Source organism: Streptosporangium sp. NPDC004631, assembly GCF_053601935.1.
In genome coordinates, this window is the sequence record NZ_JBSGCR010000021.1 from 79,002 (window position 1) to 102,141 (window position 23,140).

General features: G+C 72.0%; 25 protein-coding genes. 7 read left to right on the plus strand and 18 right to left on the minus strand.

Going from position 1 to position 23,140, the window contains the following annotated elements:
- The first annotated feature begins 58 nt into the window (after positions 1-58).
- Positions 59-901, plus strand: coding sequence for an SAM-dependent methyltransferase (locus ACWEF2_RS21145; RefSeq protein ID WP_453817598.1), 843 nt, complete (start codon positions 59-61; stop codon positions 899-901).
- Positions 898-1,152, plus strand: coding sequence for a hypothetical protein (locus ACWEF2_RS21150; protein WP_453817600.1), 255 nt, complete (start codon positions 898-900; stop codon positions 1,150-1,152). Before ACWEF2_RS21145 ends, ACWEF2_RS21150 begins: the two co-directional genes overlap by 4 nt.
- Before the next feature lie 76 nt (positions 1,153-1,228).
- On the opposite strand, the gene ACWEF2_RS21155 is transcribed toward ACWEF2_RS21150, so the two are convergent.
- The 3 genes from ACWEF2_RS21155 to ACWEF2_RS21165 all read right to left on the minus strand — a co-directional run bounded on the left by ACWEF2_RS21155 (position 1,229) and on the right by ACWEF2_RS21165 (position 4,162).
- Positions 1,229-2,023 (minus strand): aminoglycoside N(3)-acetyltransferase, encoded by a 795-nt coding sequence (locus ACWEF2_RS21155; protein WP_453817602.1) that lies wholly within the window; start codon positions 2,021-2,023, stop codon positions 1,229-1,231.
- Between the two features lie 226 nt (positions 2,024-2,249).
- On the minus strand, positions 2,250-2,831 hold the full coding sequence (locus ACWEF2_RS21160; RefSeq protein WP_453817603.1) for a TIGR03086 family metal-binding protein: 582 nt from the start codon (positions 2,829-2,831) through the stop codon (positions 2,250-2,252).
- A 419-nt stretch (positions 2,832-3,250) separates the two neighbouring features.
- Entirely contained in the window at positions 3,251-4,162 is a 912-nt protein-coding gene (locus tag ACWEF2_RS21165) for a phosphotransferase family protein (RefSeq protein WP_453817605.1), read from the minus strand.
- A gap of 393 nt (positions 4,163-4,555) precedes the next feature.
- On the opposite strand from ACWEF2_RS21165, the gene ACWEF2_RS21170 reads away from it, so the two are divergent.
- A complete protein-coding gene (locus tag ACWEF2_RS21170; RefSeq protein WP_453817607.1) occupies positions 4,556-5,086 on the plus strand; it encodes a DinB family protein in 531 nt (176 codons plus the stop codon).
- 150 nt (positions 5,087-5,236) lie between these two features.
- On the opposite strand, the gene ACWEF2_RS21175 is transcribed toward ACWEF2_RS21170, so the two are convergent.
- A complete protein-coding gene (locus tag ACWEF2_RS21175; RefSeq protein ID WP_453817609.1) occupies positions 5,237-7,423 on the minus strand; it encodes a polysaccharide lyase 8 family protein in 2,187 nt (728 codons plus the stop codon).
- Between the two features lie 786 nt (positions 7,424-8,209).
- Here ACWEF2_RS21175 and ACWEF2_RS21180 point away from each other — a divergent pair.
- The 3 genes from ACWEF2_RS21180 to ACWEF2_RS21190 are packed head-to-tail and all read left to right on the plus strand — an operon-like array spanning position 8,210 to position 11,819.
- Positions 8,210-9,238, plus strand: a complete 1,029-nt coding sequence (locus tag ACWEF2_RS21180) for a carotenoid biosynthesis protein (RefSeq protein ID WP_453817611.1) — start codon at positions 8,210-8,212, stop codon at positions 9,236-9,238.
- Positions 9,239-9,267: 29 nt separating this feature from the next.
- Positions 9,268-10,698, plus strand: a complete 1,431-nt coding sequence (locus ACWEF2_RS21185; protein ID WP_453817613.1) for a phytoene desaturase family protein — start codon at positions 9,268-9,270, stop codon at positions 10,696-10,698.
- Positions 10,695-11,819 carry a glycosyltransferase gene (locus ACWEF2_RS21190; protein WP_453817615.1) on the plus strand — a complete coding sequence of 375 codons (1,125 nt, stop codon included), beginning with the start codon at positions 10,695-10,697 and terminating at the stop codon, positions 11,817-11,819. The genes ACWEF2_RS21185 and ACWEF2_RS21190 overlap by 4 nt, the downstream gene beginning before the upstream one ends.
- Here ACWEF2_RS21190 and ACWEF2_RS21195 read toward each other — a convergent pair.
- Positions 11,761-12,366: a glycerol-3-phosphate acyltransferase gene (locus ACWEF2_RS21195; protein ID WP_453817617.1), complete on the minus strand. Its 606-nt coding sequence runs from the start codon at positions 12,364-12,366 to the stop codon at positions 11,761-11,763. The two genes, ACWEF2_RS21190 and ACWEF2_RS21195, sit on opposite strands and share 59 nt — an antisense overlap.
- Between ACWEF2_RS21195 and ACWEF2_RS21200 the strand changes: the two genes are divergently transcribed.
- On the plus strand, positions 12,341-13,069 hold the full coding sequence (locus tag ACWEF2_RS21200; protein ID WP_453817619.1) for a spheroidene monooxygenase: 729 nt from the start codon (positions 12,341-12,343) through the stop codon (positions 13,067-13,069). The two genes, ACWEF2_RS21195 and ACWEF2_RS21200, sit on opposite strands and share 26 nt — an antisense overlap.
- Here ACWEF2_RS21200 and ACWEF2_RS21205 read toward each other — a convergent pair.
- From ACWEF2_RS21205 to ACWEF2_RS21265, 13 genes are all read right to left on the minus strand, one after another.
- Positions 13,057-13,350 (minus strand): hypothetical protein, encoded by a 294-nt coding sequence (locus tag ACWEF2_RS21205; RefSeq protein ID WP_453817664.1) that lies wholly within the window; start codon positions 13,348-13,350, stop codon positions 13,057-13,059. The genes ACWEF2_RS21200 and ACWEF2_RS21205 overlap by 13 nt on opposite strands.
- Positions 13,347-14,246, minus strand: a complete 900-nt coding sequence (locus ACWEF2_RS21210) for a phytoene/squalene synthase family protein (RefSeq protein ID WP_453817620.1) — start codon at positions 14,244-14,246, stop codon at positions 13,347-13,349. The genes ACWEF2_RS21205 and ACWEF2_RS21210 overlap by 4 nt, the downstream gene beginning before the upstream one ends.
- The gene (crtI, locus tag ACWEF2_RS21215) at positions 14,243-15,703 is read right to left on the minus strand and encodes a phytoene desaturase family protein (RefSeq protein WP_453817622.1); all 1,461 of its coding nucleotides are present in this window, start codon (positions 15,701-15,703) and stop codon (positions 14,243-14,245) included. The genes ACWEF2_RS21210 and crtI overlap by 4 nt, the downstream gene beginning before the upstream one ends.
- 210 nt (positions 15,704-15,913) lie before the next feature.
- Positions 15,914-17,191: a hydrogenase expression/formation protein HypE gene (gene hypE / locus ACWEF2_RS21220; protein ID WP_453817624.1), complete on the minus strand. Its 1,278-nt coding sequence runs from the start codon at positions 17,189-17,191 to the stop codon at positions 15,914-15,916.
- 161 nt (positions 17,192-17,352) lie between these two features.
- The gene (gene hypD / locus ACWEF2_RS21225; RefSeq protein WP_453817626.1) at positions 17,353-18,480 is read right to left on the minus strand and encodes a hydrogenase formation protein HypD; all 1,128 of its coding nucleotides are present in this window, start codon (positions 18,478-18,480) and stop codon (positions 17,353-17,355) included.
- A 6-nt stretch (positions 18,481-18,486) separates the two neighbouring features.
- Positions 18,487-18,738 (minus strand): HypC/HybG/HupF family hydrogenase formation chaperone, encoded by a 252-nt coding sequence (locus ACWEF2_RS21230; RefSeq protein ID WP_355594541.1) that lies wholly within the window; start codon positions 18,736-18,738, stop codon positions 18,487-18,489.
- The gene (locus tag ACWEF2_RS21235; RefSeq protein WP_453817628.1) at positions 18,713-19,105 is read right to left on the minus strand and encodes a hydrogenase maturation nickel metallochaperone HypA/HybF; all 393 of its coding nucleotides are present in this window, start codon (positions 19,103-19,105) and stop codon (positions 18,713-18,715) included. The genes ACWEF2_RS21230 and ACWEF2_RS21235 overlap by 26 nt, the downstream gene beginning before the upstream one ends.
- A 109-nt stretch (positions 19,106-19,214) precedes the next feature.
- Positions 19,215-19,319, minus strand: coding sequence for a DUF6893 family small protein (locus tag ACWEF2_RS21240; RefSeq protein ID WP_453817630.1), 105 nt, complete (start codon positions 19,317-19,319; stop codon positions 19,215-19,217).
- A complete protein-coding gene (locus ACWEF2_RS21245) occupies positions 19,313-19,816 on the minus strand; it encodes a hydrogenase maturation protease (protein WP_453817632.1) in 504 nt (167 codons plus the stop codon). The genes ACWEF2_RS21240 and ACWEF2_RS21245 overlap by 7 nt, the downstream gene beginning before the upstream one ends.
- Positions 19,813-21,186, minus strand: a complete 1,374-nt coding sequence (locus tag ACWEF2_RS21250; RefSeq protein WP_453817634.1) for a hypothetical protein — start codon at positions 21,184-21,186, stop codon at positions 19,813-19,815. Before ACWEF2_RS21250 ends, ACWEF2_RS21245 begins: the two co-directional genes overlap by 4 nt.
- Entirely contained in the window at positions 21,183-21,815 is a 633-nt protein-coding gene (locus ACWEF2_RS21255) for a DUF6084 family protein (RefSeq protein ID WP_453817636.1), read from the minus strand. Before ACWEF2_RS21255 ends, ACWEF2_RS21250 begins: the two co-directional genes overlap by 4 nt.
- A complete protein-coding gene (locus tag ACWEF2_RS21260) occupies positions 21,808-22,536 on the minus strand; it encodes a DUF5947 family protein (protein ID WP_453817638.1) in 729 nt (242 codons plus the stop codon). Before ACWEF2_RS21260 ends, ACWEF2_RS21255 begins: the two co-directional genes overlap by 8 nt.
- Positions 22,533-23,090, minus strand: coding sequence for a NifU family protein (locus ACWEF2_RS21265; RefSeq protein ID WP_453817640.1), 558 nt, complete (start codon positions 23,088-23,090; stop codon positions 22,533-22,535). The genes ACWEF2_RS21260 and ACWEF2_RS21265 overlap by 4 nt, the downstream gene beginning before the upstream one ends.
- Between the last annotated feature and the right edge of the window lie 50 nt (positions 23,091-23,140).

The following is a 23,140-nucleotide window of genomic DNA, read 5'->3' on the forward strand; positions in this document are numbered from 1 at the left end:
AAAGACTCCCCGCCCAACGGATCCGCCTACCCCGACCCCGCGTCCCCTCAGGAGTGTCATGGCCAGCCGACCCACCGCCGGAGAGACCGCCGACCGGTCACACGGCGCCGACCACGTCATCGATACGCTGTGCTTCAGCCGGCCGAGCGCCCCGCGCGTCGATCACTATCTGCTCGGCGGCGAGGCCGTCTACGAGCTTGACCGAGCGGCCGGAGACGCGCTGCTCACGGCGGTTCCCGGCCTGCGTGACATGGTCAGGGCGCGCCGGGCGTTCGTCGCCCGCTGCGTGCGTCACTTCGTCGAGAGCGGTCTCGACCAGATCGTCGACCTGGGCTGCGGGCTGCCCACCGCCTGGAATGTCCACCAGGTCGCCCACGCCGCCAACCCCGACGTCCGCGTCCTCTACGTCGACCACGACCCGGTCGTGCTCCAGTACGCCTGGACCTATCTGGCCGGGCCGGGCGCGGAGGTGGTCACCGCCGACGTGCGCGACACCCGCCTGCTGCTGGCCGCCCTGCACGAGGAGGGCATGCTGGACCTGCACCGCCCTGCCGGAGTGCTGCTGACCGGGGTGCTGGACGTCGTCACCGGCCACGACCTGATCGCCACCCTGACCGGCCTGCGCAAGAGTCTGGCCCCCGGCAGCCGCCTGGCCCTGACCCACCTGTGCGCCGACCGTCTGACCGGCCCCGAGGCGGCGAGGCTGACCGAGGTGTACGGGCAGACACAGACACCGATCCACCTGCGCGGCCGTACCGCCATCGAGAGCATGCTGACCGGGTTCGACATCGACGAGCCGGGACTGGTCGAGCTCTACCCGTGGGGACCGGACGAGGGCGGTTGGCCGGTGGACAACAGCTTCATCCTGGGCGGCACCGGCACCCTCCGTCGGATCGCGTGACCCCGCCCTGGCGCAGAGCCGCCACCCCCACCGTAACCACCACCCCCGACGTCCCGAGTGCCCTCGACGGACCGTCCGCCGAGGTTCTCACCGATCCTCCGGTCGGCGGGTGGCGGGAAACGGCGTGCCCCTCGGACGCGGCCGACCAGCCCATGACGCCGCCGCCGTACGGGTATCCGCCGTGGCCGCCGTACGACCTGCCCGGCGTGGCGGCCGTGCTCAACGGCATCTGGGGACTTGATCCTCCGTGACGGGCAACCTGCCGTGACCCGTCAGAGGCGGTGAGGACCCCACGGTAAAGGCGCGGGTGACCTGCCCGGCCGACCTTCACACCACGGGCCGGTGGACGGCCATCCAGGCCGTGGCGAAATCGACCAGGGCGCGCTGAGACATCAGACGGGTGGTCGCGCCTCCGACCTGGCCGATCGACGGTCCGACGGCGGCTTCGAAGGCCGCGCCGAGTTGTTCGAAGTCGTCCTCCTTCTCCATGACGTCGGTCCAGGTGGTCCACCGGCTTGTTCCGTCGGGCTGCCGGATCGACGCGCCGGTGACGCCGCGTGGTGGCGATTTCTGCCGCCACTCGGCCAGGTGTAGCGACGTGTTCGAGCCGTGCCCGCATCCCAGCAGCAGTACCTTCCCGTCGAGTCGGTAGACCGCGCCCAGCGGGGAGCGTTCGCCCAGCGCGTCGTCCAATTGGTGCGTGCCGGTGATGTCGGCCGCGTGCGCGCCGAGCGCGGCGAAGGAGAGTCGTGGGTGGTCGCTGCGCAGCGCACCGGGCCATGTGCGGACCATCTCGGCCATGACGCCCATCCACCGGCTCGGGGTGCGGGACGGATCGAAGCCGGGCGTCTGCTCCCGGATCGCCGGCCACCACGCCTCGGGGACCGGCGGGTTGCGCCAACCGGCCGGATCGGAGTTGTCGGGCGTGTGGGTCGGCACCACGACGGTGCCTTCGGGCCCGATGACGTCGAGTAGCGCCTGCACCATCGCCTGGGTGCCGCCGACGACGAAGCCGAGGCTCCTGGTCGAGGAGTGGAACAGCACGACGTCGCCGGATCTCACACCGAGCGCACGCAGATCCGAACGTAAGGACTGGACGGTGTGGGGAACAGGTTGATCCATTGGGCTGACCATACCCATCGCCTTTCCGCGCCGCCGCAGCTTTTTCACCGAGCCGGGCCGGGTATGTCCCGGGCTCCGCGACGTACCTCGAATCGGACCGGCTCTCGACGGAACACGATGTCATGCCGCGCGGCGAGCAGGCCGGGCCGCCGGAGACGCTCCAGACGAGCTGGGGCCGGGCCTGAGTGCAGAAGCTATTCGGGTAACGCCCTGACGTCTTTTAAGGTCAGGCGGACCAGTGGGGGTCGCGGCCGAGGAGGCCGAGGACGCGGTGCTGAAGCGGAGCGTCGTCGGAGACCTTGACCTCGGGGCCGAAGACGACGATGCCGGGGCCGAAGGCACCGGGGATGCGCATCTCCTCGGGGATCTGCTGGACGTCGGGCCACATCGCCTCGATCTCGGCCGGATCGATCGTGTCGTCCTGGCCGGTGGCACGGGCGAGATCCCAGCCGTGGAGGACCATGTCGGCACTGACGACCCGGTCGATATGCTGTTCGACGGAGAGGCGCCCCCCGGGGGTGTCGACCTCCCCGGCAGCGGTGGCCGGGTCGGCGAGCAGGGCCTCGACGTCGGCACGCGCCGAGGCGAAGGCGGCGAGTGGGTCCTCCTCGACGGATGAGGCGGAGCTGAGCGATTTGCCGAGAGGACTGAGCATCACGGCGTGCATGTCGACGATGTGACCCACGACGTCTCTGGCGGTCCACCCCTCGCAGGGGGATGGATTGGACCACTGGCCGGGGCTGACAGCGGTGACCTTGGCCGCGAAGATGTCGGCACGGATCCGATAGCGGACCGCGATCTCGCTCATGGGCGCTCCTCTCCTTGTTACCTCGCTCACGGACGGTACAGCAGGCCTACGACACGATCCGGCTGCCCGAAGCAGGGTGGCGGCTGCCGCAGGTCCGCCAGGTCAAAAGGCCCACCTCCACCGCTGGTTTCCGCACTCGGACTTCTCGAAGCCGGTCGGTCCATGCCCCATCTTCTGACCGGCGTTCCCGCAGGGGCGAGAACTGTCATTTCTCACCGGCGTCCTCGCTTCCGCTGATCAATGACCGCTGTCCGAACTCGCCAACAAACCTGGTCACTTCTCACCGAGAAAGCCACAAGCCCGTCACTTTCCGTGGCCGTCTGACAGATGGCGTCGCTGGTTTCCTGCCAGATATCTCCACGCGTCACACCGGAGCAGCGGACCAGGGCGGAGATACGCGTAATATCGCGTTCTATCCGTTACGCGTGACGTGCGATCACCCTGAGCGCGAGGTCTCGTGCGTGGTCGGCTGCCATCGGTCCACGGATCGGGTCGGGCGCCTCGGAAAGAAAGACCAGGGCGAGCATCAGCGCGGCGTCCAGTCGGCACACCAACAGGCAGGGATCGCTGTCGGACGGAACCGTCGCCGTCCCCGCGTATCCACTGCGGATCGCTTCCACGTCAAGCTCGTTCTCCGGATACCGGGCGTACTCGGCCAGGCGCCCGAATTCCACCGAGGGAGACCCGAGCAGAGCATTCGACCAGTCCAGCAGGGCGACGGTCCGCCCCCGTCGACGCCGGATGTTGTCGCTGCGGACGTCGAGGTGCAGGAGGCTGTTCTCGGCGATGCCGGTGAGATGTCCGGCGACAAGGGACGCGTCCGGCGGTTCGGGCCAGTCGCCGACGTGGTGGCCGACCTCTGACCAGCGGCGGCGGATGCGTGCGGCGATCGCCCTCGCCGTGGGTACTTTCTCCGACGCCACGGGCGTCAGACGCGGCGGCGGCACGTCATGAAGCCGCGCGAGGAGTCGTCCGAGAGCGAAGGAGTCAAGCTCCGACCCGTCATCGGGGACGTATGCGGACAGAAGTACGTCAGGAGATGTCGGATCGTCCGCCAGGAGGAGCTCTCTCGCCTCCGCGATCGGCAGACCGTGGGCGGCCAGGTGCCGCGCGATGTCGTACTCCTGCAGGAGTAGGGCTCGGGTGTCCACACGGGGGTCATTGGCGTTCGAGTCGAACCGCCGGTGCGCGAGACGCAGCGCGACGGGCTGCCCGTCGCGCCCCTGCGCCCGGTAGACGGAGAATTCCAGACCCTCGCCGACCGGTTCCAGGCCTCTCAGGCCCCACCGCTCGGCCAGGCTGTCCAACTCGGCGTATCGTCCACTCATCATCATGTGCGCCCTCGGGGGCCTTGCGGCCGTCGGTGATCCTGCTGTCCTTCAGCAAAGCGAAAACGGGCCTTCGCCCTGATGTGCGGAACTCCTTGAGTGCCGGATGATGGACATCCGGCACTCAAGGAGTTCCGCGTGGCGATGAAGTCGTATACGCCGGAGTTCAAGGCGGACGCCGTCGCGTCGTACCTGGCCGGCCCGGCGCGGACGTACGCGTCGGTGGCCCGGGGCCTGGGCATCAACCGCGAGACCCTCGGCACCATGTGCCTGCCCCCCTCCCCCACATTTTACGATGCGGTGGCGCCCCGCCGGTTATGGCCTCTGAGCTGGTCTGGCCTGCTCTCTGGACAGGCCGGAAAATGTCGGTGGGGGGCTCTAGTCTGGGGTGACCAGATGACGCGGGAAGGCGGCAACATGATCACAGGCGAGAAGATCACGACCGGCGAGCGCACCGACCTGCTGCAGGCGATGGCGAGGCACCGGTGGTTCCTCCGTCAGACGGTTCAGGGCCTGACCGACGAGCAGGCCGCGCGGCGCACCACCGTGAGCGCGCTGTGTCTGGGCGGTCTGATCAAGCATGTGACCCTCGTCGAGGCGAGCTGGATGCGGTTCACGGTGGGGGGTGCCGAGGCGATGATGAGTGAGCCCGCCGACTGGGAGGGCCAGTTCCGCATGGCCGAGGGCGAGACGCTGGCCGGCCTGCTTGAGACCTACGAGCAGGTGGCCCGCCATACCGAGGAGCTGGTGTCGACCCTGCCCGACCTGGACGCCTCCCACCCGCTCCCGGAGGCGCCGTGGTTCGAGCAGGGTGCGAGATGGTCGGTGCGCCGGGTTCTGCTGCACATCATCGCCGAGACCTCCCAGCACGCCGGTCACGCCGACATCCTCCGCGAGGCCCTGGACGGCTCGAAGACCATGGGATAGCCCCTCGGGGGCGAGCGACGCGGGATCCGGTCCGGCCCCTCGTTCATCGGGCGGGCCTGGCCGTCTCCAGTCCGATCAGGGGTCTTCCGATGGGGCCGCCAGGTCGCCGGTGGGCGGTGGGCGACCCGGCGGACATTCCCGATCATCGCGCTAGCCGAGCCGTACGGTGACCGTCTTCGAGCCGCCGCCCTGGTCCGACAGCCGCCCGAAGGTGAGTGTGAGCCTCGCGCCTGTCGTGGCGCTCACCAGGAGCGGATCGCCGTGGAGCACCTCGGTGACCGGCCGTTCCCAGGTCGCCGTCAGCCCGCTCAGGTCGCACGGAGGGTCCGACACGGTCACCGTGGCCGTGCCGTCGCCGCTCTCCCTGACGAGGACCGAGCAGGGGGCGGAGGCGGCCAGGCCGCCGACGGCTCCGTCGCTCCAGAAGTTGACGGCGGTGATCCCGAGCGACGGCACCTGGACACCCTGCTGGTGGGCGGTGTTGGCGAGCACCCGCGCCCAGCCGGGGTCGGCGGCGCGGGCCCGGGTCTCGGCCAGGCTCGCCCCCGGCAGGAGCAGGTAGAGGTAACCGGCCGAACCGGGGTCGACGCCGTGGTCGAGCCAGAGGGTCACGTAGCTCCGGGTCACCGGCAGTTCGGGCTCGGTGCGTTTCTGGCGCAGCGTGCGCAGGTGGGCGCCGCCGGGCAGGACGTAGCCGCCGTGGCCCTCCAGGTGTGCCCAGCCCGCCCTGTCGTCCACGGTGAGGAGCGCGTTGGTTCTGCGGTTGTCCACGACGGTCTCGACCGGCACGCCGTCCTTGCCGGTGATCCCGGCGCCCAGGCAGACCACCGCGTCGTCGAGGAAGAACCACGACTTGAAGGCCTCCATCGTGCTCTCGAAGCCGTTGAGGTGCTGACCGACCGCCGCGTACACGCCGTCGGTGGCGCCGCCCACCCAGCGGGCCTGCGGGCAGGTGTCGCCCCAGTCCTTACCGGCGCCGTCGGCAAGTCGCAGGGTGGAGACGGTCGTGCCGGGCAGCCGGTAGGGGTCGACGGTGGGCCAGAAGGAGTCGGAGTACTGGTCGCCGTGGCCCTGAGCCCACCAGTAGAGCATTCCCGAGCCTGTGTGCCAGCCGCGCGGGTTCTCGCCGTTGCCGTGCTCGTAGTGGCCGACCCGCCAGGAGGCCATGCTGAGCCCCGCGCACCAGTTCGGGCGGCGATGGACGGCGCGGGCGCTCATCGGCAGCAGCCGGTGTCCCACGGGTTCGTCGGCCGCCGGGATCGTGTCGTCGGCCAGGATCGCGGCGAGGCGGGCGTGGAACCCCAGGTCGTTGCTCTCGGCCGCCTTGAGCATGGGCTTGGGGGTGTCGCGGCGCGCCCACCCCTTGACCATGGCCTGCCAGCGGGCCCGCTCGGCGGTGGAGGCCGCGTCGCCCAGCAGCAGGATCGCGAAGGCGATCCCGCGTCCTTTCTCGTGGTCGCCGTAGGGTTTTCTGCCGATGCCACGGCCGCTGACGAGGTCCATGCAGAAGCCGTCGTGGATGAACGGCGCGAACGACCCCTCAACGGTGTCGAAGGCGATCTGCCTGTTCGGGTCGGCGACCTCCCACGGTGAGCCGCGCAGTACCGCCAGCAGTGTCGCGAGACCGGACAGCAGCACCGCTCCGTACCCTCCCTGGTAGGGGACGGAGGTGTGCTGGATGAACGAGCCGTCCCGGTAGAACCCGTCGCCCTCGGAGACGTAGGGGAAGACCGGCGACAGCGCCGAGGCGGCCAGTGTGGCCTTGGCCGGGTCGGAGCCGAGGACGGCGCGCAGCAACGTCACCGTGCACAGGTCCACCCGGTTGGCGCCGGTGCTGGTGCCCTTGTAGTCGTTCAGGACGCTCTCGGGGACGAAGTGGTCCACCGCTTCCCTCAGCGCCCCGTTCTGCTGGTCCGTCAGGTGCGAATCGATCAGCACGGCCGCGTCGAGGAGCTTCTTGGGGACGCCGATCTGCCAGTTCCACCAGTTGCCGACCGGGTCGGCGCCCGCGGCGTACACCTGCTGCCGGTAGTGGTCGACGCCGGTGGCGACGGCCGCCGCCAGGCTCGCGTCACCGGTCAGGCCGGTCCCGGGCAGGGCGTAGGCGCGGGCCATGGTCTGCAGCCGCGCCGGGGTGTCGGCGAAGGAGGGGAACGCCAGGTCGGGCCAGAGCGACGTGTCGGACGGCGCCATGGTGTCCCGGTGCCCGGCAGCCGTCGTTCCCATCTTCGCCAGCCGGGTCCGGTACGGCTCGGCCGCCGCGTCGAATCCCGACCCCGCCGTCACGTCCCGCCAGTTGCGGCGCAGCAGGGCGAAGGAGTCGTTCTCCGTGGACACGGTATACGTCCTCGGGATCAGCGCTCCAGCCGCGGTGACACCGCTGAGCTGGAGAAATAATCGCCTTGAATATCCATTCACGCGTAGATTATTACGCACAAATCCAATGGCGGGGATTGACTTGGTTTACTTGAGCTCTCGTCGTCTTATCCCCGGATCTCCAAGCGCACGGCTTCCTTGACACCACCCCCAAGCCCTTAATCACGTGGCCTTACTAACAGGGGAGCCCTCCCTATCAGGAGGGCGCCTCGACATTCCCGTCACCCCGACCATGAGAACGCCGGAGTGGTCCGGCCCCATCACCCCCGCAAGGGGCGCGATCGTGGCTGACGAATGGTCACACCGCGTCGGCTCTCGCCACCGGCGCCTGCTCTTTGCCGGACCGGCGGAAAGCGCCTGGCGTCTCTCCCCTTTGCGGCACCGGGCCGATATAAACACCGGGGTTGCGTCCACGGAGGCGGTGTACGAGTTTTCGCTGGTGAAAGACGTGGAGCGGGCCGCCTGGGGTCACAGCGTCCGCTCCGGAGGACGATTCTTCAGTGGCCGCGCTTGCGGGTGCCGTCCGCGAGTAGCGCGAGAACCTCGGTCGTGCGGTAGCGGCGGTGGCCTCCGGTCGTGCGAATGGATGCCGGCCTGCCCATCCCGGCCCAGCGGTTGACGGTTTTGGGGGCGACGCGTTCACCTGGGCGGGGCGCACCCGCATATCGACTGACTCGTCGTCCGTGACGGGGGTGTTGGGGAGATCCAAGTGAATCTGACCGGGGGGTGCCGCTCGAATGACCCTTCGTGGGGCAGAGCGATGAGGTGAGCAGCGGACGGGCCGGTCTTGGCGCGGTGCGGGACGCGCTGCGCGGTGTGATGCGGGACCCGGCGAAGGGCCGAGTGGGGGACGCGCCGGACAGACCGGTGAGCGAGTCGGTGGAGAACACACCGGATGACGTGCCGGACGGCCCGGCGGCGCGCACACCGGATGACATGGTGAACAGCCCGGCGGGGAGCGCGCCAGACGGCTCGACGGGTGGGCTGAGGCCGTGGGGGATGCTGGGCGCGTGCCTGCTCGTCGCGGTGGTCGTGGCGCAGGTCATGTCCGGGTTGCAGCCTCGGCCGATCCTGCTGACCAGCGTGATCGTGCTCCTGCTGGCGGCGAGCGCCCTGGCCTTCGCGGCCGGCGTTCACGGTCTCTCCCGGACGGTCGCCGCGTTCGCCGCCACGGTGACGGTCGGGTACGCGGCCGAGTGGGTCGGCATCAGGACGGGCCTGCCGTTCGGGGAGTACGGCTACACGGATGTGCTGTGGCCGCAGTTCGGCGGGGTTCCGGTGATCGTGGCGGTGGCGTGGGGCGGGATGGGGCTGGCCGCCCACGCGACGGCCTCGGCTGCGGCTCCGGGCGGCCGGACGGCGCGGATCGTGCTGGGCGCGCTGGCGCTCACCGCCTGGGACCTGTTCCTGGATCCGCAGATGATGCGGCTGGGCCTGTGGTCCTGGGAGGAGATCGGCCCCTACCGGGGGGTTCCGATCAGCAACTTCGTCGGCTGGCTGGTGGTCTCCCTGCTGGTCATGGTGTTGATCGACACCGTCCTGGCCGATCCGGCGGCCGGAGGCGACGGGCTGGTCTCGGTCTACACGGTGATGGCCGTCATGGAGACCGTGGGCTTCGCGGCGGTCTTCGACCCGCCTGACCGGCTGGTCGCCGTCACCGGGGGGATCTGCATGGGGGTGTTCGTCGTGTCGGCCTGGGGACGGCGGGGACCGCGAGGACCGGGGAAACCGGGGGACCTGAGAGGTCGAGGCGGCCGGGGGGATCGTGGGACGTGAACGTGAACGGGTTGGGGATGGAGGGCCGGATGGCTGAGGTGATCGTGGTCGGGGGCGGGGTGGGCGGCATGGTCTCCGCCCTGCTGCTGACCCGGCAGGGGCATCGGGTGCGCCTGTACGAGCGGTTGCCCCGGCTGGGCGGAAAGCTCGCCGAGCACCGGCGTGACGGTTTCACCTTCTCCCTCGGCCCCTCCCTGCTGACCCTGCCGGCCCTCTTCGGCGAACTCGGCCTGGAGCTGGACCTCATCCAGCCCCGGGAGCTGTGCCGCTACCGCTTCGCCGACGGCTCGACGCTGACGGCGCGCCGCGACCCGGCCGAGATGGCCGCGGAGGTGGAGCGGCTCGCACCGGGAGAGGGCCGTAACTGGCTGGCCTTCCACACGTGGGGGCGGGCCTGCTTCGAGGCGGCGAAGCGTACGTTCTTCGCCGGGCCGCTGAACCGGCCGCCCACGGAGGCGCGGCCGTCCGACCTGTCGGCGGTCGCGCCGGGCCGGACGCTCGACGGCCTGGCCCGCCGTTTCTTCACCGATCCGCGTCTGCGCCAGTACGTCGGCCGTTACGCGACCTACGCGGGTTCCAGCCCGTATCGGGCTCCGGCGGCGCTGGCCTGCGTCCCGGCCATCGAGCACGGAGAGGGCGGCTGGTACGTCTCCGGGGGGCTGCCCCGGATCGCCGACGCGCTGGCCGTGCTGCTGGACAAGGCGGGGGTCGAGGTCACGCTGGACGCCGAGGTGTCGGAGGTGCTCGCCGACGGCGACCGGGTCCTGGGGGTACGGCTGGCCTCCGGGGAGCGTGAACGCGCCGACGTCGTGGTCGCCAACACCGACGCGGCGGCGCTCTACGGGATGCTGCTGCCGGACCGGCGGCGGCTGCGGCGCATCGCCCGCCTCGGCACCTCCTCGTCGGTGTTCCTGCTGCTGGCGGGGGTGGAGGGCAGGACGGACGGCCTGGCGCACCACTCCATCGTCTTCTCCGCCGACTATCGGCGGGAGTTCGCCGACATCTTCGACCGGCGCAGGCCCCCGGAGGACCCGACCGTCTACATCGGCTGCTCGGCGGTGGACGACCCGTCGCAGGCGCCGGACGGGGCGGAGAACTGGGTGATGCTGGTCAACGTCCCGGCCCGTGATCCCGGGCGGTGGCCGATGTCGCCCGAGGCGTACCGGGACCTGGTGCTGGAGCGGCTGGCCGCCCGGGGGCACGACCTGTCGGGCCGGCTGCGCTCCGTGGACCTGTTCACCCCAGCCGACCTGCGGGACCGTTACGGCGCGTGGGGCGGGGCGATCTACGGCGGCGCCTACGACGGCCCGTTCGCGACGTTCCGCCGTCCGGGGAACAGGGGGCCTCGGCGCGGGCTGTATCTCGTGGGCGGCTCCGTGCATCCGGGCGGCGGGCTGCCGCTGGTGGTGATGGGCGGCCGAATCGTCGCCTCGCTGGTGCGGGAGGATTTCCCGCGATGAGGCCGCTCACGGTGCTCCAGGTCGCCGCCGCCGTCGCCGCCGGGGTACGGCTCGCCCGGGGGCGTGACCGGCTGCCGCCGCTGACCCCCGTCGAGACGACGGGCGCGCGGCTCTCGGTGGTGATCCCGGCCCGCGACGAGGAGAGCCGCCTCGGCCCCTGCCTGTCGGCCGTGCTCGCCGATCCGGCGGTCGCGGAGGTGCTGGTCGTCGACGACGAGTCACAGGACGGCACCGCGCGGCTCGCCGCCGACCTGGGCGCCAAGGTCGTCGCGGGCGCTCCCCTTCCGCCGGGGTGGGTGGGCAAGCAGTGGGCGCTCCGGCAGGGGGTTCAGGCCGCGGGTGGCGACGTCGTGGTGACCCTCGACGCGGACGCGCGGCCGTCGCCCGGCCTGTTCGGCGCGGTCGCGGCGGCGCTGGACGGCTACGACCTGGTCACCGTGGGGCCCAGGTTCGTCTGTGACGGGGTGGCCGAGCAGGCGTTGCACGCGTCGTTCCTGGCGACGCTGGTCTACCGGTTCGGCCCGATCGGACCGTCCACTCCCCCGCCGCCGCACCGGGTGGTGGCCAACGGCCAGTGCATGGCCTTCCGCCGTACGGCGATGCTGGACGCCGATGGGTTCGCACGGATTCGCGGGCACATGACCGACGACGTGGCGCTGGCCAGGATGCTGGCCGGCGACGGCTGGGCGGTCGGGTTCCTGGACGCGGGCGGCCTGCTGGAGGTCGACATGCACGAGTCGGCGGCCGGGGTGTGGCGAGAGTGGGGGCGGTCGCTGCCGCTCCGCGACGTCACCGGTCCCGGATGGCGGGCCGCAGACCTGGGAGTGGTCTGGCTCACCGCGGCCCTGCCGGTCCTGCGTCTGGCCGTGGGCCGGCCGACCCAGCTTGACCTGGGGTTGCTGGCCGTACGGCTGCTGCTGGCCGGTGCGCTGCGCGGCAGCTACACCCGGCCGGGTCCCGGTGTGCTGCTCTCGCCGCTGCTGGATCCGCTGGCGGCCGTACGGCTGACGCAGGCGACCCTGCGCCCGGTGCGTCACTGGCGGGGCCGTACCTATCCCGGGGTCATGAGCGGCGCGGCGTTCTGGCGGCCCGGGCGGCCTGGCCGAAGCGGAGGCCGATGAGGCACATCAGCGCCCCGGTGCCGGCCACCTGTTCGATCGGCGCGAAGAGGAGCTGGAACAGCGGGGCGCCGAACACCCCGACCCGTGTCCCGATGGCGAAGGACCTGGTCAGCAGGGTGATCACGGTCAGGACGGCGACGCCGAGCAGGAAGGCGGGCGGGCAGATGACGGCGAACCCGCCGACGAAGGCGAGGACGGACCGGCCGCCCCGGAATCCGGCGAACACCGGCCAGGCGTGCCCGATCATCGCGGCGGCCACCGCCGAATACACCGGCAGGACGCTCGCGCCGGTCACCACGCCGAGCCCCGTGGTGTGCGGGCCGCTCACCACCAGGGCGAGCAGCCCGGCGAACGTGCCCTTGAGCGTGTCTCCCGCGAAGACGGGCGCGGCGGCCCGCCGGCCGAGGTGTGCCCTGATGTTCCAGAAGCCGGGGTTGCGGTCGCCGGACTCGCGGGGGTCGAAGCCGTGCGCCCGTCCGACCGGCACCGCGACCGGCACGGATCCGAGAAGGTAGCCGCCGATGACCGCGACGAGCAGAGGGATCATCGCCTCGTTCCACCTCACCAGGTATGCGGAGTTGGGGGCCATGCGTCACATGGCGTTCGACCGGCCGGTGCTGGGGAGCACGCCGGGGTTGCTGTTCTGGCGGCTGCTCGGCTCCGGCCGGGGCACGTCGATGAGCCTGGGCGCGGACCTGCGCCGCTGGGCGCTGCTGGCGGTCTGGCGTGAGGAGCGGGCGCTGGACGACTTCCTCGCGACCTCTCCGGTGGCGGCGCGCCGGCGGGACGAGGCGCTGGAGTCCTGGCAGGTACGGCTGGTCCCGCTGAGTTCGCGCGGCCGGTGGGGCGGGGTCGAGCCGTTCGGCCCGGCCGCCGGGGAGGGTTCGGTGGCGGGCTGCGGGCCGGTGGCGGTGTTGACGCGGGCGTCGATCCGGCCCTCGCGGCTGGTGCCGTTCTACCGGTCGATCGCGGGGGTGGGCCGTCTGCTGCGGGAGCAGGACGGCTGTCTGGCCTCCGTCGGGGTCGGCGAGTGGCCACTGGCGCGGCAGGCCACGTTCTCGCTCTGGCGTGACGCCGGCGCGGTCCGGGAGTTCGCCTACCGCGGTGGCGCGCACCGGGAGGTGGTCGGACGGACCCGGGCTGAGGGGTGGTACTCCGAGGAGTTGTTCGCCCGGTTCGCCCCGTACGGCAGCGAGGGAACCTGGAACGGGGTCGACCCCCTCGCCCGGCACGGCGGTCACGGCCCCTGACCGGGCCCCGGGGTTTTCCCGGCGGCGGCCGGAGCCGGGGAGCGCGGGAGGCGGGATCGGGTGAGCGGGTGCACGATGTTGCCGGTGAGGCCGTCCGTGACGATCACGTCGACCGCGCCGGTCGGCACGTCGTGGCCCTCGGCGTTTCCGTGGAAGCGGAAGGACGGCGTCGACGACCACCGGATTCGACATGAAGTCCTCCTGACGACGGTGACAGGCGGGTTGGACAGCGGGACAGGGGGATGGAGGCCGGGACGGGCGGGCGGGCCGGTCCGTCTCAGGGCACCTGTACGGTCACTCGGCGTTCGGCCCGGTCGGCCGCCGAGGCCGCGAGCAGGTGCCGGGTGAAGATGGCGAGCCTGCGGCGCCGGGGCACGGCGGCCCGTCGTCCGAGGACGTCGTGGCGGGCGGCCTCGATCCGGTCGAGGATGCCGCCGTACAGCTCGCAGGCCGCGCGGACGCACGGCCGCGAGGAGGGGGTCAGCAGGTCGGGGCCCGCCAGGGCCTGCCGGTAGTGGTCGCGCGCCCGCTCGACCTCGAAGGCCAGCAGTTCGCGCACGGCGGGGGTGGGGGTGCGGCGCCCCAGGTCGGTGACGCGTACCCCGAACCTGTCCAGGTCCTCAAGCGGCAGGTACACCCGGCCCCTGGCCAGGTCCTCGGCCACGTCACGCAGGAAGTTGGTCAGCTGGAAGGCCAGTCCGAGCCGGCGGGCGGGCTCGCGCGCCCGCCCCGCCAGGCCCGGCAGCGGTTCGAGAACGGGCAGCATCATGGTGCCGATGACCGCCGCCGACCCCTCCATGTAGCCGAGCAGGTCGTCGTAGGTGGCGTAGCGGCCGACGGTCAGGTCCGCGCGCATCGAGCGGAGAAAGGCGTCGATGTCGGCGTGGTCGATGCCGAACGAGCGCACGGTCTGGGTGAACGCGGGGAGCACCGGGTCGTCGGTGTGGGCGCCGTCCAGTGCCAGGGCCAGCCGGGCGGTCAGGCCGTCGAGCGCCGCGGCCCGGTCGCCCGTCATGGTGAAGGAGTCCACGATCTCGTCGGCGTAGCGGGCGAAGCCGTACAGGGCGTGCACGTGGGGGCGTTTCCAGGCGGGCAGCAGCAGGGTCGCCAGATAGTAGGAGCGGCCGTGCCGCGCGTTGAGCCTGCGGCAGAACTCGTAACTGGCGGTCAGGGTCATCGGGGGGTCTCCAGGATGCGTTGCGCGGCCAGCCGGCCGGAGATCAGCACCGGCGGCACCCCGACGCCGGGCGCGGTGTGCATGCCCGCGAAGTGCAGGCCGGGGACGCGCCGGGCCCGTCCCGCGGGCCGGAACCAGGCCGTCTGGGAGAACCGGTGGTCCAGGGCGAACGGGGTGCCCGCCGAGTGACCGCGGCGGGCCCAGACGAGTGGGTCGAAGGTGAGCCTGGGAGCGTCCGCCAGGTCGCCGTAGCCGAGGTCGGCCAGCCTGCCGAGCAGGCGGTCCTCCAGCTGCGGGGTGAGCCGGTGCCAGTCGTTTCCGCCGTCCAGGTTGGCGGTCGGCTCCAGCACGGTGAGGGTGGCGTGGCCTCGGGGCGCGGCGGCGGTGTCCGACTCGGGGTAGGTGACCAGCAGGCTCGGGTCGGGCTGGGGCCTGCCGGCGCTCAGCGCCGAGAAGGTGGACGCCCACTGACGGCCGAAGTGCAGGGTGTGGTGGGCCTGGCCGGAGAGTTTCCGGTCGAGGCCGAAGTGGAGCACCAGGCAGGACGGCGAGTGGCGGGGACGGCGGAGCCGCCAGTCTCCCGCGCCGGCGGGCAGCAGCCCGGCGTGGGCGCGGGGCAGGTCGCAGGCGACCACCACGTGCCGGGCGGTCAGGCGTTCCCCGGTGTCGAGCCGGACGGCACAGACCCCGGAGGAGTCGGCCTCGACCTTGACGGCCCGCGTGCCGTACCTGATCCGCGCGCCCGCCTTCTCCGCCACGGCGGCCAGGGCCTGGGGGATGGCGTGCATGCCGCCGTGTTCGGGGAAGAAGACACCGCCGACGGTGTCCATGTGGGCGATCACGGCGTAGATGCCGAGGGCCTGCCGGGGCGACAGGCCCACGTACAGGGCCTGGAAGGTGTGCGCCCTGATCAGCCGGGGGTCGGTGAGGTGTGCCTCCACGAGCCGGTCCAGCCGTCTGAAACCGCCCAGGGCGGCCAGCCTCGCGAGGACCCTCGGCTGGGCCAGACTGCGCAGCCGCGTCATGTCGCGGTCGATGAACGAGGGCCACTCGGCGGCGAACAGCTCGCCGAGCCGGATCCTGAACCGCCGGTACCGGTCGGCCTCGGCCGCCCCGCACAGCTCGCGCACCCGCTCCGTCATGGCCTCCTCGCCGGGCACGATGTCCAGGTGGGAGCCGTCGTGGTAGCGGAGCCGGTAGTACGGGTCCAGCCGCCGCAGCGGGAGCAGGTGTTCCATGTCCTCACCCGCGGCGGCGAAGACGTCGGCCAGCACGTCCGGCATGGTCAGCACCGAGGGGCCGGTGTCGAAGCGGTACTCCCCCAGGTTCGCGGTCCCGCAGCAGCCTCCCGGCGTCTCCAGCGCCTCCACCAGCGTGACCTCCCGTCCGGCCGCGGCCAGTCTGACCGCCGCGGCCAGGCCGCCGAGCCCGGCGCCGATCACCACGACCGGGCTCACGAATCCTCCCCCGCCGACGGGCGCGCCGGCCCGCCCGGTCCCGGGTCGGCTCCGACGGGTCTACCGGCGGTGGTGACCATCACATCGCTCCTCTGCGTCGATGGAGATAACTTCGCGAGCGGGACCGCGTTCGGATGCGCCCGGACGATGACGGGCCGGACAGGCCGACGATCGGCGTGTCCGCGGCGGGCCGGAACCCGCCGTGGGAGGTCAGCAGATTCTCGGCAGGGGGTCGCCGACCAGCAGGTCGACGATGCGGGTGCCGCCGAAGGAGGTCTTCAGCAGCACCAGCCCCGGAGGGTCGTCACCGATCCGTCCGATGACGGCCGCCGCCGAGCCGAGCGGGTGGGATCGGAGGGCGGAGAGCGCGGCCTCGGCCGACCGCTCGGCCACCACCGCGACCATCCGGCCCTCGCAGGCGACGTAGAGCGGGTCGATCCCCAGCAGCTCACACGCCCCGCGTACGGGCGGGCAGACCGGGATCGCCTCCTCGTCGAGCACGACCGCGACCTGCGACGCCTCGGCGATCTCGTTGACGATCGTCGCCACCCCGCCCCGGGTGGCGTCGCGGAGGCAGCGGACCTCCCCGTCGTCGCAGGCGTCGAGCAGCCGGGCGGTCAGGGCGTTGAGTGGCGCGGTGTCGGAGGCGAGGTCGGCCCGGATGTCGAGCTCGCCCCGGGCGAGCATGACGGTGACGCCGTGCTCGCCGACGGGGCCGGACACGATGACCGCGTCGCCCGGGCGTGCCGAGGCGGCGCTGAGCCGGATCGGCCGCTCCAGCGTCCCGACACCCGAGGTGGTGATGTAGCAGCCGTCGGCCTTGCCCCGCTCCACCACCTTGGTGTCGCCGGTGACGATCGACACGTCCGCCGCCCGCGCCGCCGCCGCCATCGAGGCGGTGATGCGCCGCAGGTCGGCGATGGGGAAGCCCTCCTCCAGGATGAAGGCGGCCGACAGGTGTCTGGGGCGTGCCCCGCACATCGCCAGGTCGTTGACGGTGCCGTTGACGGCCAGGTCGCCGATGTCCCCGCCGGGGAAGAACAGCGGCGTCACCACGTACGAGTCGGTGGTGAAGGCCAGCCCGTCGACGGTCGCGCCGTCCTCCAGCGGCTCAAGCAGCGGGTTGCGGAACGCCTCCAGGAACACCGCCTCGATCAGGGTGTGGGTGGCCTTGCCCCCGGCGCCGTGCGCGAGTGTGACGCGGTCCTCCCGAACGCGGGCCCTGCGGCGGCGCACCCGGGAGATCCGCGCCAGGACCTCCTCCTCCCGGCTCGGGCGCGCGGCTTCTCCCGGAGCGCGTGTCCCGGCCGAGGCCGGAGCCCGCGTCCCGGTCACGGTTCCCGCCGGGGGGCGCGCTCCGGTCCCGCCTTCCCCCGAGGGGCGGGCCCCGGGCCCGGTCTCCTCCGTGGTCCGTGCCTCGGAGTCCGGGTGTCCGGTCCGGCCCGTCGTGGTCTCCGCCCGGAGGGCGGTGCCTTCGTCGGCGTCCATCGAAAATCCGTCGTTTCCTCTCGCTGGGCCGCGCCGGGCGGATCCCGCCCCGGTGCCGCTCTCCGGACGGCCTCCCCGTCCCCATCCCCGTGTCCCGATGTCCCCGTGCCCCGATGTCCCCGCGTCCCCGGTGCCTCGCGCCGGGGACGCCGGGACGCGGGTCAGCCCCGGGTCGCCTCCCTGACCCGTTCGCGGGAGAACCGGCCGAAGTTGTAGTACGCCGCGCACGCGCCCTCGGACGAAACCATGCAGGTGCCGATCGGGGTCTCCGGGGTGCACGCGGTGCCGAACACCTTGCACTCCCACGGTTTGAGCACGCCCTTGAGCACCTCGCCGCACTGGCACGCCTTGGGGTCGGCCACCCGGCTGCCGGGGATCTGGAAGATCCGTTCGGCGTCGAAGGCCGCGTACCTCTCCCGCATCCTGAGCGCCGAGTGCGAGATGAACCCCAGCCCGCGCCACTCGAAGTACGGCCTCGGCTCCATCACCTCGTTGATGACGCCGAGCGCCTTGAGGTTGCCCTCCCAGGGGACCACCCGGGCGTACTGGTTCTCCACCTCCGTCCGCCCCTCGGCGAGCTGCACCAGGATCCGGTAGACCGAGTGCAGCACGTCGAGCGGCTCGAACCCGGCCACCACCAGGGGCTTGCCGTAGTCCCCGGCGATGAACCCGTACGGCAGGCAGCCGATCACGGTGGAGACGTGGCCCGGCCCGATGAACCCGTCCAGGCGCAGGTCCGGGGAGTCCAGAATCGCCTTGATCGCGGGAATGATCGTCACGTGGTTGCAGAAGACCGAGAAGTTCCCGATCCCCTCGGCCTCCGCGCGCAGGACGGTCATCGCGGTCGAGGGCGCGGTGGTCTCGAACCCGATCGCCATGAAGACCACGCGGCTGGCGGGGTTCTGCCGGGCGATCTTCAGGGCGTCCAGCGGGGAGTAGACCATGCGGATGTCCGCGCCCCGCGCCTTGGCGTCGAGAAAGGACCCGTTCCCGCCGGGCACCCGCATCATGTCGCCGAACGACGTCATGATCACGTCTGGCTGCCCGGCGATGTGGATGGCGTCGTCCACCCGCCCCATGGGGATGACGCAGACCGGGCAGCCGGGGCCGTGCACCAGGGTGACGGTCTCTGGAAGGTAGTCCTCCAGCCCGTGCCGGTAGATGGTGTGGGTGTGCCCGCCGCACACCTCCATGAACTTGTAGGCACGGCCCGGCTCGCAGAGCGCGGCGATCCGGGCGGCGAGGGCCTCGGCCTTCTCGGCGTCGCGGTACTCGTCGACGAAACGCATCGGACCTCACTCCTTTTCGATCATGGATTCTCTGAGGGCCTCGATCTCGTCCTCGTACGCCTGGCCGATGCTTTCGAGGAAGTCGAGCGCCGCCTTGGCCTCCACCTCGTCGATCTTCGACAGCGCGAACCCGACGTGGATGAGAATCCAGTCGCCGGGCAGGAGGGACTCGTCCTCCAGCAGGCCGACGTTGATCGCGCGCTGGACGCCGCTGACGTCGACCATCGCCAGATCAGGACGGTCCGCCAGGATTTCCACGATCTCCCCGGGAATCCCCAGGCACATGAGCCGCCTCCGCCATCTGGATGGATTCGAGGACGAGATCGTCGCCGCCCTCGGTTTCGATATCGGTGCCACCGCACTCGGGGCAGGTGACGAAGGGGTCCACGGAGGCCGCGGTCTGGCCGCAGGAGCGGCAGACGAGCTGCACCGGGACGATGACCAGGTCCACCTGGGCGCCCTCGGCCAGCGAGCCGTCGGCGACCAGGGCGAAGGCGTGGTTGATCGCCGGCTCCGTGATGCGGAGCATGGCGCCCGCCTGTACGCGCGCGCGCCGTACCCGCCGGCCGTCGGCGCGGTTCTCCACCGCGGCGAGGATCGCCTCGGCGATCCCGAACTCATGCATGACTGACTTCACCTCGTTTTTGTCGAATATCCCTTGCTGGACGCTGGGTGCGGTCCCGCCGGGCCGTGTGCCACGGCCGGTGCCGGACGGTCCCGCGGACCCGGAGCCGTCACATGTTCCGCATCTTCAGATAGCGTTTGACGTCGGGCAGCGTCTGGTAGGCCACCACGGCCACCCCCACCACCAAGGCCACTATGACCAGGCGTTTCAGCATGATTTTTCCTCCTTCCGGCCTGCGCTGGTGAGCATCGTCGCGATCTGTTCCCGGATCAGTCCGGCGACCAGATCCGCCGCCGGGCCGACGGCGTCGGCGACCGGCTCGCTCAGTTCCATGCCGGGCGAGAGGTCGGCGCCCTCGCAGCCGACGAGCAGGACCCTGCCGGTCTCGCCGCCGAGCGTGCCGGCCAGCGCCAGGACCGCCTCGGGCGTCATCGCGTGCGCGTCGACGAAGGACTCCGGGCGGTCGCCGGGCCGCGGCTCGATCACGTACAGCGTGCCGGGCGGGCCGCCGCGCGAGACGACGTCGACGAGGATGACGAGGTCGTAGCCGCCGCCGGTGAGCTCGTAGGCGAGGTGGACGCCGCGGATGCCGAAGTCGGTGACCACGACCCCGTCGGGGAGCTCCGCGGTGGCCAGGCGCCCGGCCACCGCGACGCCGAAGCCGTCGTCGCCGAGGAAGACGTTGCCGACGCCCGCGACGAGGATCCTCACGCGCTGACCTCCTCGTCCCCGAGCGCCCCGGGCGTGCCGGGTGATTCCAGCGGTTCGACCTCGTCCGGGGCGAAGTAGAGGAACCGCCCGTGGGAGCGGTGCAGGTCGGCCCCCGGATCCTCCTCCAGGGTGACGGCCAGGTGCCGCGCCCCGTCCAGATCGAGGAGTACGGCCTCCACCAGCGCGGTCCGGCCGGCCAGGAACATGTCGTGGGCGTCGGCCCGCCGGGTTCCGGGGGCGAGCCGGACCCGGCTGCCCTTCGCGACCGCCACCCCGGCGACGATCACGCTGTCGGTCTCCGGCGACACACCGGGGTCCGCCGCGGGATCCCACCACGGCGTGTCGGGCCGCCGGGCGGGCTCACCCAGGTAGCGGATCACACCGTGCAGCCGTTCCACCATCTCGGGCGGCATGTCGCCGACCATGTCGATGAGCCGGGCCGCCCGGGGATCGGTCGCGCGGGCCTGGCGCGTCTCCTCGTCGGTGAGGGTGAGCGTGCGCAGGTGGAGGATCTCGTCGATCTCGGTGGAGTCGAACAGCTCGCCCGGGCTCTCCGGGGCGATGTCCGGATAGTCGGACAGGATGATCGGTGACGACAGCACCACGTCGCGGTGGCCGGGCTCACCGACCAGGACCGGCCAGGCGCGCTCGTTACGGCAGGCGTCGGCGGCCCGCCGGGCCCACTCCGGGGGGTCGGTCAGCGAGACGAAGGCCCCGCCGTCCACCCCGATGATCAGGTGCGCCGAGATCAGCGAGCGCCGCAGCGCGTGCTCGCGCGGGGCGTCCGGCTCGTCCCAGCTCACGGTGTTCTCCACCTGGACGCGCAGCCGGGTGAGACCGTACGGCCCGGCGTGCCGGTCGATCCCGATCCTGAGCAGCGCCCGCACCGGCAGGTGCTCGGAGACCACGCGGCCCTCCTGCTCACCGGAGGGCGACAGGATCGGCTCGGCCGAGCGGTCTCCGGGAACGCGCACCTCGACCGTCCGCTCGCCGTCGAGCAGGGTGGCGAGGGGGAGCACGACCTCGGTCTCACGCTCGGTCGCCTCGTCGAAGGTGAGGTAGTCCGTCCCACCGCTGGTCAGCTCGGCGACCGGCCGGTAGCCGCCGCCCTCGGCGCGTTCGACGGAGCGGGCCTTGACGTGGAGGAAGCGCAGGCACAGGTGGAGCGTGGCGTCCTCGGCCCGTTCGAGCAGGCACTCGGTCACGCTGTACGAGGGCTCGGCGGTGGCGGTGAAGCCGGGCGGCACGAGCACCCCGAACTGCCAGCGCACCCGGTTCTTGGCGGCCGAGGCCCGGTAGGGGTAGAGCAGGTACCCCTCGTACAGCACGGCGTCGGCCACCCTGCGGGCGATCTCCATGGGCACGCTCATCCGGGCGTCTCCTTGAGCAGCACTTCCACGGCCTCGTCCCAGGTGGCCAGTGCGCGTTCGGACTTGAACCGGTGCAGGGCCCGCAGGACGTCCCGGCGGAGCCGTAGCCAGCCGGTCTCCGGGAAGTAGCGGTCCATCAGTTCCCGCCAGACGGGCACCGGCAGCCGGTGGCGCGTCTCGCAGTGCCAGGGCACCTGGCCCACGGTGAAGCCGTGCTCGGACCTGGCGAACACGGTGCCGCTGAAGAGCATGAGCAGCGGGATCTCACCGTCGTCGAGTGCGGCGAAGTACTTGCCCGCGGCCACCTCCAGGTCGTAGCTGCAGGGCACGGGCACGTCGATCTCGGTGACCCCCCTGAACGAGGGGACCATGATCGAGACGTTGGCGAACTGCAGGGGCTTCAGCGTGTCGCCCCACCGCGAGGGGTCGCCGAAGAGGTCGCCGAGCAGCTCGACCTCCGCCGGGCCGTACCGTCTGAGGTGGGGTTCCACCCGGATCTGGCAGCGCAGCGCGACGGCGTGCACCCCGTCGGGGGAGGGTTCGGTGACGCGCAGCCGGAAGACCAGCGTCGGGAAGGCCGCGTGGGGCTCCGCCCGCGCGCCCAGGCAGTCGAACTGGAGCTCATTCACCCTCGTCGTCCTCTCTTGAGGGCACGGGTGCCGACGGCACCCCTCTGGACGCCACCCTTCTGGACGGCGCCGTGCTGAACGGCGCCGTGCCGGGCGACGCGGGGTGACCTCGGCGGCGCAGCTCCGCGAAGAAGCCGTCGATGGCCCGCCACGCCTCCTGGCCGCCGTCGAACCCCTTCCAGTGCAGCCGGACCAGGCCGACCAGCTCGTAGCAGGCGTCGATCGGCACCAGGTGGCACGCGAAGCCGCCCTCGGGGCCGCGATCCACCAGCAGCGCCTCCACGTCGGGCCGGACGTCGGCGAGCACCGGGTTCTCCGCCGTCACGCGCTCCCAGGTCTCCAGCGGCAGCAGGGACTCGGTGGCCCCCGCGGGGCTCGGATAGAGGGCGACGGTCCGGTCCAGGACGGAGTTGCGGAAGAAGAACGCGGTGCGGACCGGGATCTGGAGCTCCTCCCAGTCGGCCGAGGTCAGCCGGAACGACGGGAGGTGCAGGTAGCGTTCCGGGACCGAGCGGTGGCGGCGCCGGCCCGTCTGCTCGTGGGTGAAGAGCAGATAGCAGCTCCGGCAGGCGCACAGCAGCGCCCGGCTCTCGGTGTTCACCACGTGGCCGTGGTCCCCACCGGCCGGTTCGGCGCACAGGTCGCATCGCGCCGCCTCCGCCCTGGTCTCCGTCTCCGTCTTCGGCGGCTCGCGGAACCGCCGTAGTCCGGTGGCCGTCACGAGACCCCCTCCGGTACCGGGTGCGGTCCCGGCGGGCGGCGCCGGATCTGCAGCAGCGGGGCGGGTCCGGCGGCCACCCCCTCGACGTCCACCCTGGACACCTCGGGCGCGGCGCGCGCGACGGCGCGTTCGATCGCCCTGGTCACGGCGGTCCGCGAGGAGGGGCAGCCGGGGCCGGCGCCCCGCAGGCGCAGCCGTACCACGCCCGTCTCCTCGACGGCCACCAGCTCCACGTCCCCCGCGTGGCCGCCCAGGTGGGGCCGGACCTCTTCGAGGGCCGCGCGGACGCGCTCCTGAGTGCTCAGCGGGTGCAGGTCGTGCAGCACCAGCAGGCCCGCGACGAGGTCGTCGGCCGTGAGACGGTGCAGGACCCGCGCCGCCTCGGCCTCGGTGACGATCTCGACGACGCGCTCCAGGCCGGCGCCGTACAGCTCGACGAGGGCCCGGACGAGCTCCTCGGCCTTGGTCCTGACCGGCTCGCCGAGCGTGGCGAGTTCGGCGAGCAGCGCCTCGACGCGGTTCCCGGCGGCCTGGACGTCATGGGCTGGCGGCATCTGCTCGGGCTTCCTCTCCTGACGCCGGGGAGCGGGCGGCTCCCCGGCGG

Bases quoted from the DNA above. Each gene is read 5' to 3' on its own strand.
- ACWEF2_RS21160 (WP_453817603.1), bottom strand. From the start codon at position 2,831: ATGAGCGAGATCGCGGTCCGCTATCGGATCCGTGCCGACATCTTCGCG.
- ACWEF2_RS21235 (WP_453817628.1), bottom strand. From the start codon at position 19,105: ATGCATGAGTTCGGGATCGCCGAGGCGATCCTCGCCGCGGTGGAGAAC.
- ACWEF2_RS21190 (WP_453817615.1), top strand. From the start codon at position 10,695: ATGAGGCCGCTCACGGTGCTCCAGGTCGCCGCCGCCGTCGCCGCCGGG.
- ACWEF2_RS21210 (WP_453817620.1), bottom strand. From the start codon at position 14,246: ATGACCCTGACCGCCAGTTACGAGTTCTGCCGCAGGCTCAACGCGCGG.
- ACWEF2_RS21155 (WP_453817602.1), bottom strand. From the start codon at position 2,023: ATGGATCAACCTGTTCCCCACACCGTCCAGTCCTTACGTTCGGATCTG.
- ACWEF2_RS21250 (WP_453817634.1), bottom strand. From the start codon at position 21,186: ATGAGCGTGCCCATGGAGATCGCCCGCAGGGTGGCCGACGCCGTGCTG.
- hypE (WP_453817624.1), bottom strand. From the start codon at position 17,191: ATGGACGCCGACGAAGGCACCGCCCTCCGGGCGGAGACCACGACGGGC.
- ACWEF2_RS21200 (WP_453817619.1), top strand. From the start codon at position 12,341: ATGACCGCGACGAGCAGAGGGATCATCGCCTCGTTCCACCTCACCAGG.
- ACWEF2_RS21240 (WP_453817630.1), bottom strand. From the start codon at position 19,319: ATGCTGAAACGCCTGGTCATAGTGGCCTTGGTGGTGGGGGTGGCCGTG.
- ACWEF2_RS21165 (WP_453817605.1), bottom strand. From the start codon at position 4,162: ATGATGAGTGGACGATACGCCGAGTTGGACAGCCTGGCCGAGCGGTGG.
- ACWEF2_RS21170 (WP_453817607.1), top strand. From the start codon at position 4,556: ATGACGCGGGAAGGCGGCAACATGATCACAGGCGAGAAGATCACGACC.
- ACWEF2_RS21265 (WP_453817640.1), bottom strand. From the start codon at position 23,090: ATGCCGCCAGCCCATGACGTCCAGGCCGCCGGGAACCGCGTCGAGGCG.
- ACWEF2_RS21185 (WP_453817613.1), top strand. From the start codon at position 9,268: ATGGCTGAGGTGATCGTGGTCGGGGGCGGGGTGGGCGGCATGGTCTCC.
- ACWEF2_RS21195 (WP_453817617.1), bottom strand. From the start codon at position 12,366: ATGATCCCTCTGCTCGTCGCGGTCATCGGCGGCTACCTTCTCGGATCC.
- hypD (WP_453817626.1), bottom strand. From the start codon at position 18,480: ATGCGTTTCGTCGACGAGTACCGCGACGCCGAGAAGGCCGAGGCCCTC.
- ACWEF2_RS21145 (WP_453817598.1), top strand. From the start codon at position 59: ATGGCCAGCCGACCCACCGCCGGAGAGACCGCCGACCGGTCACACGGC.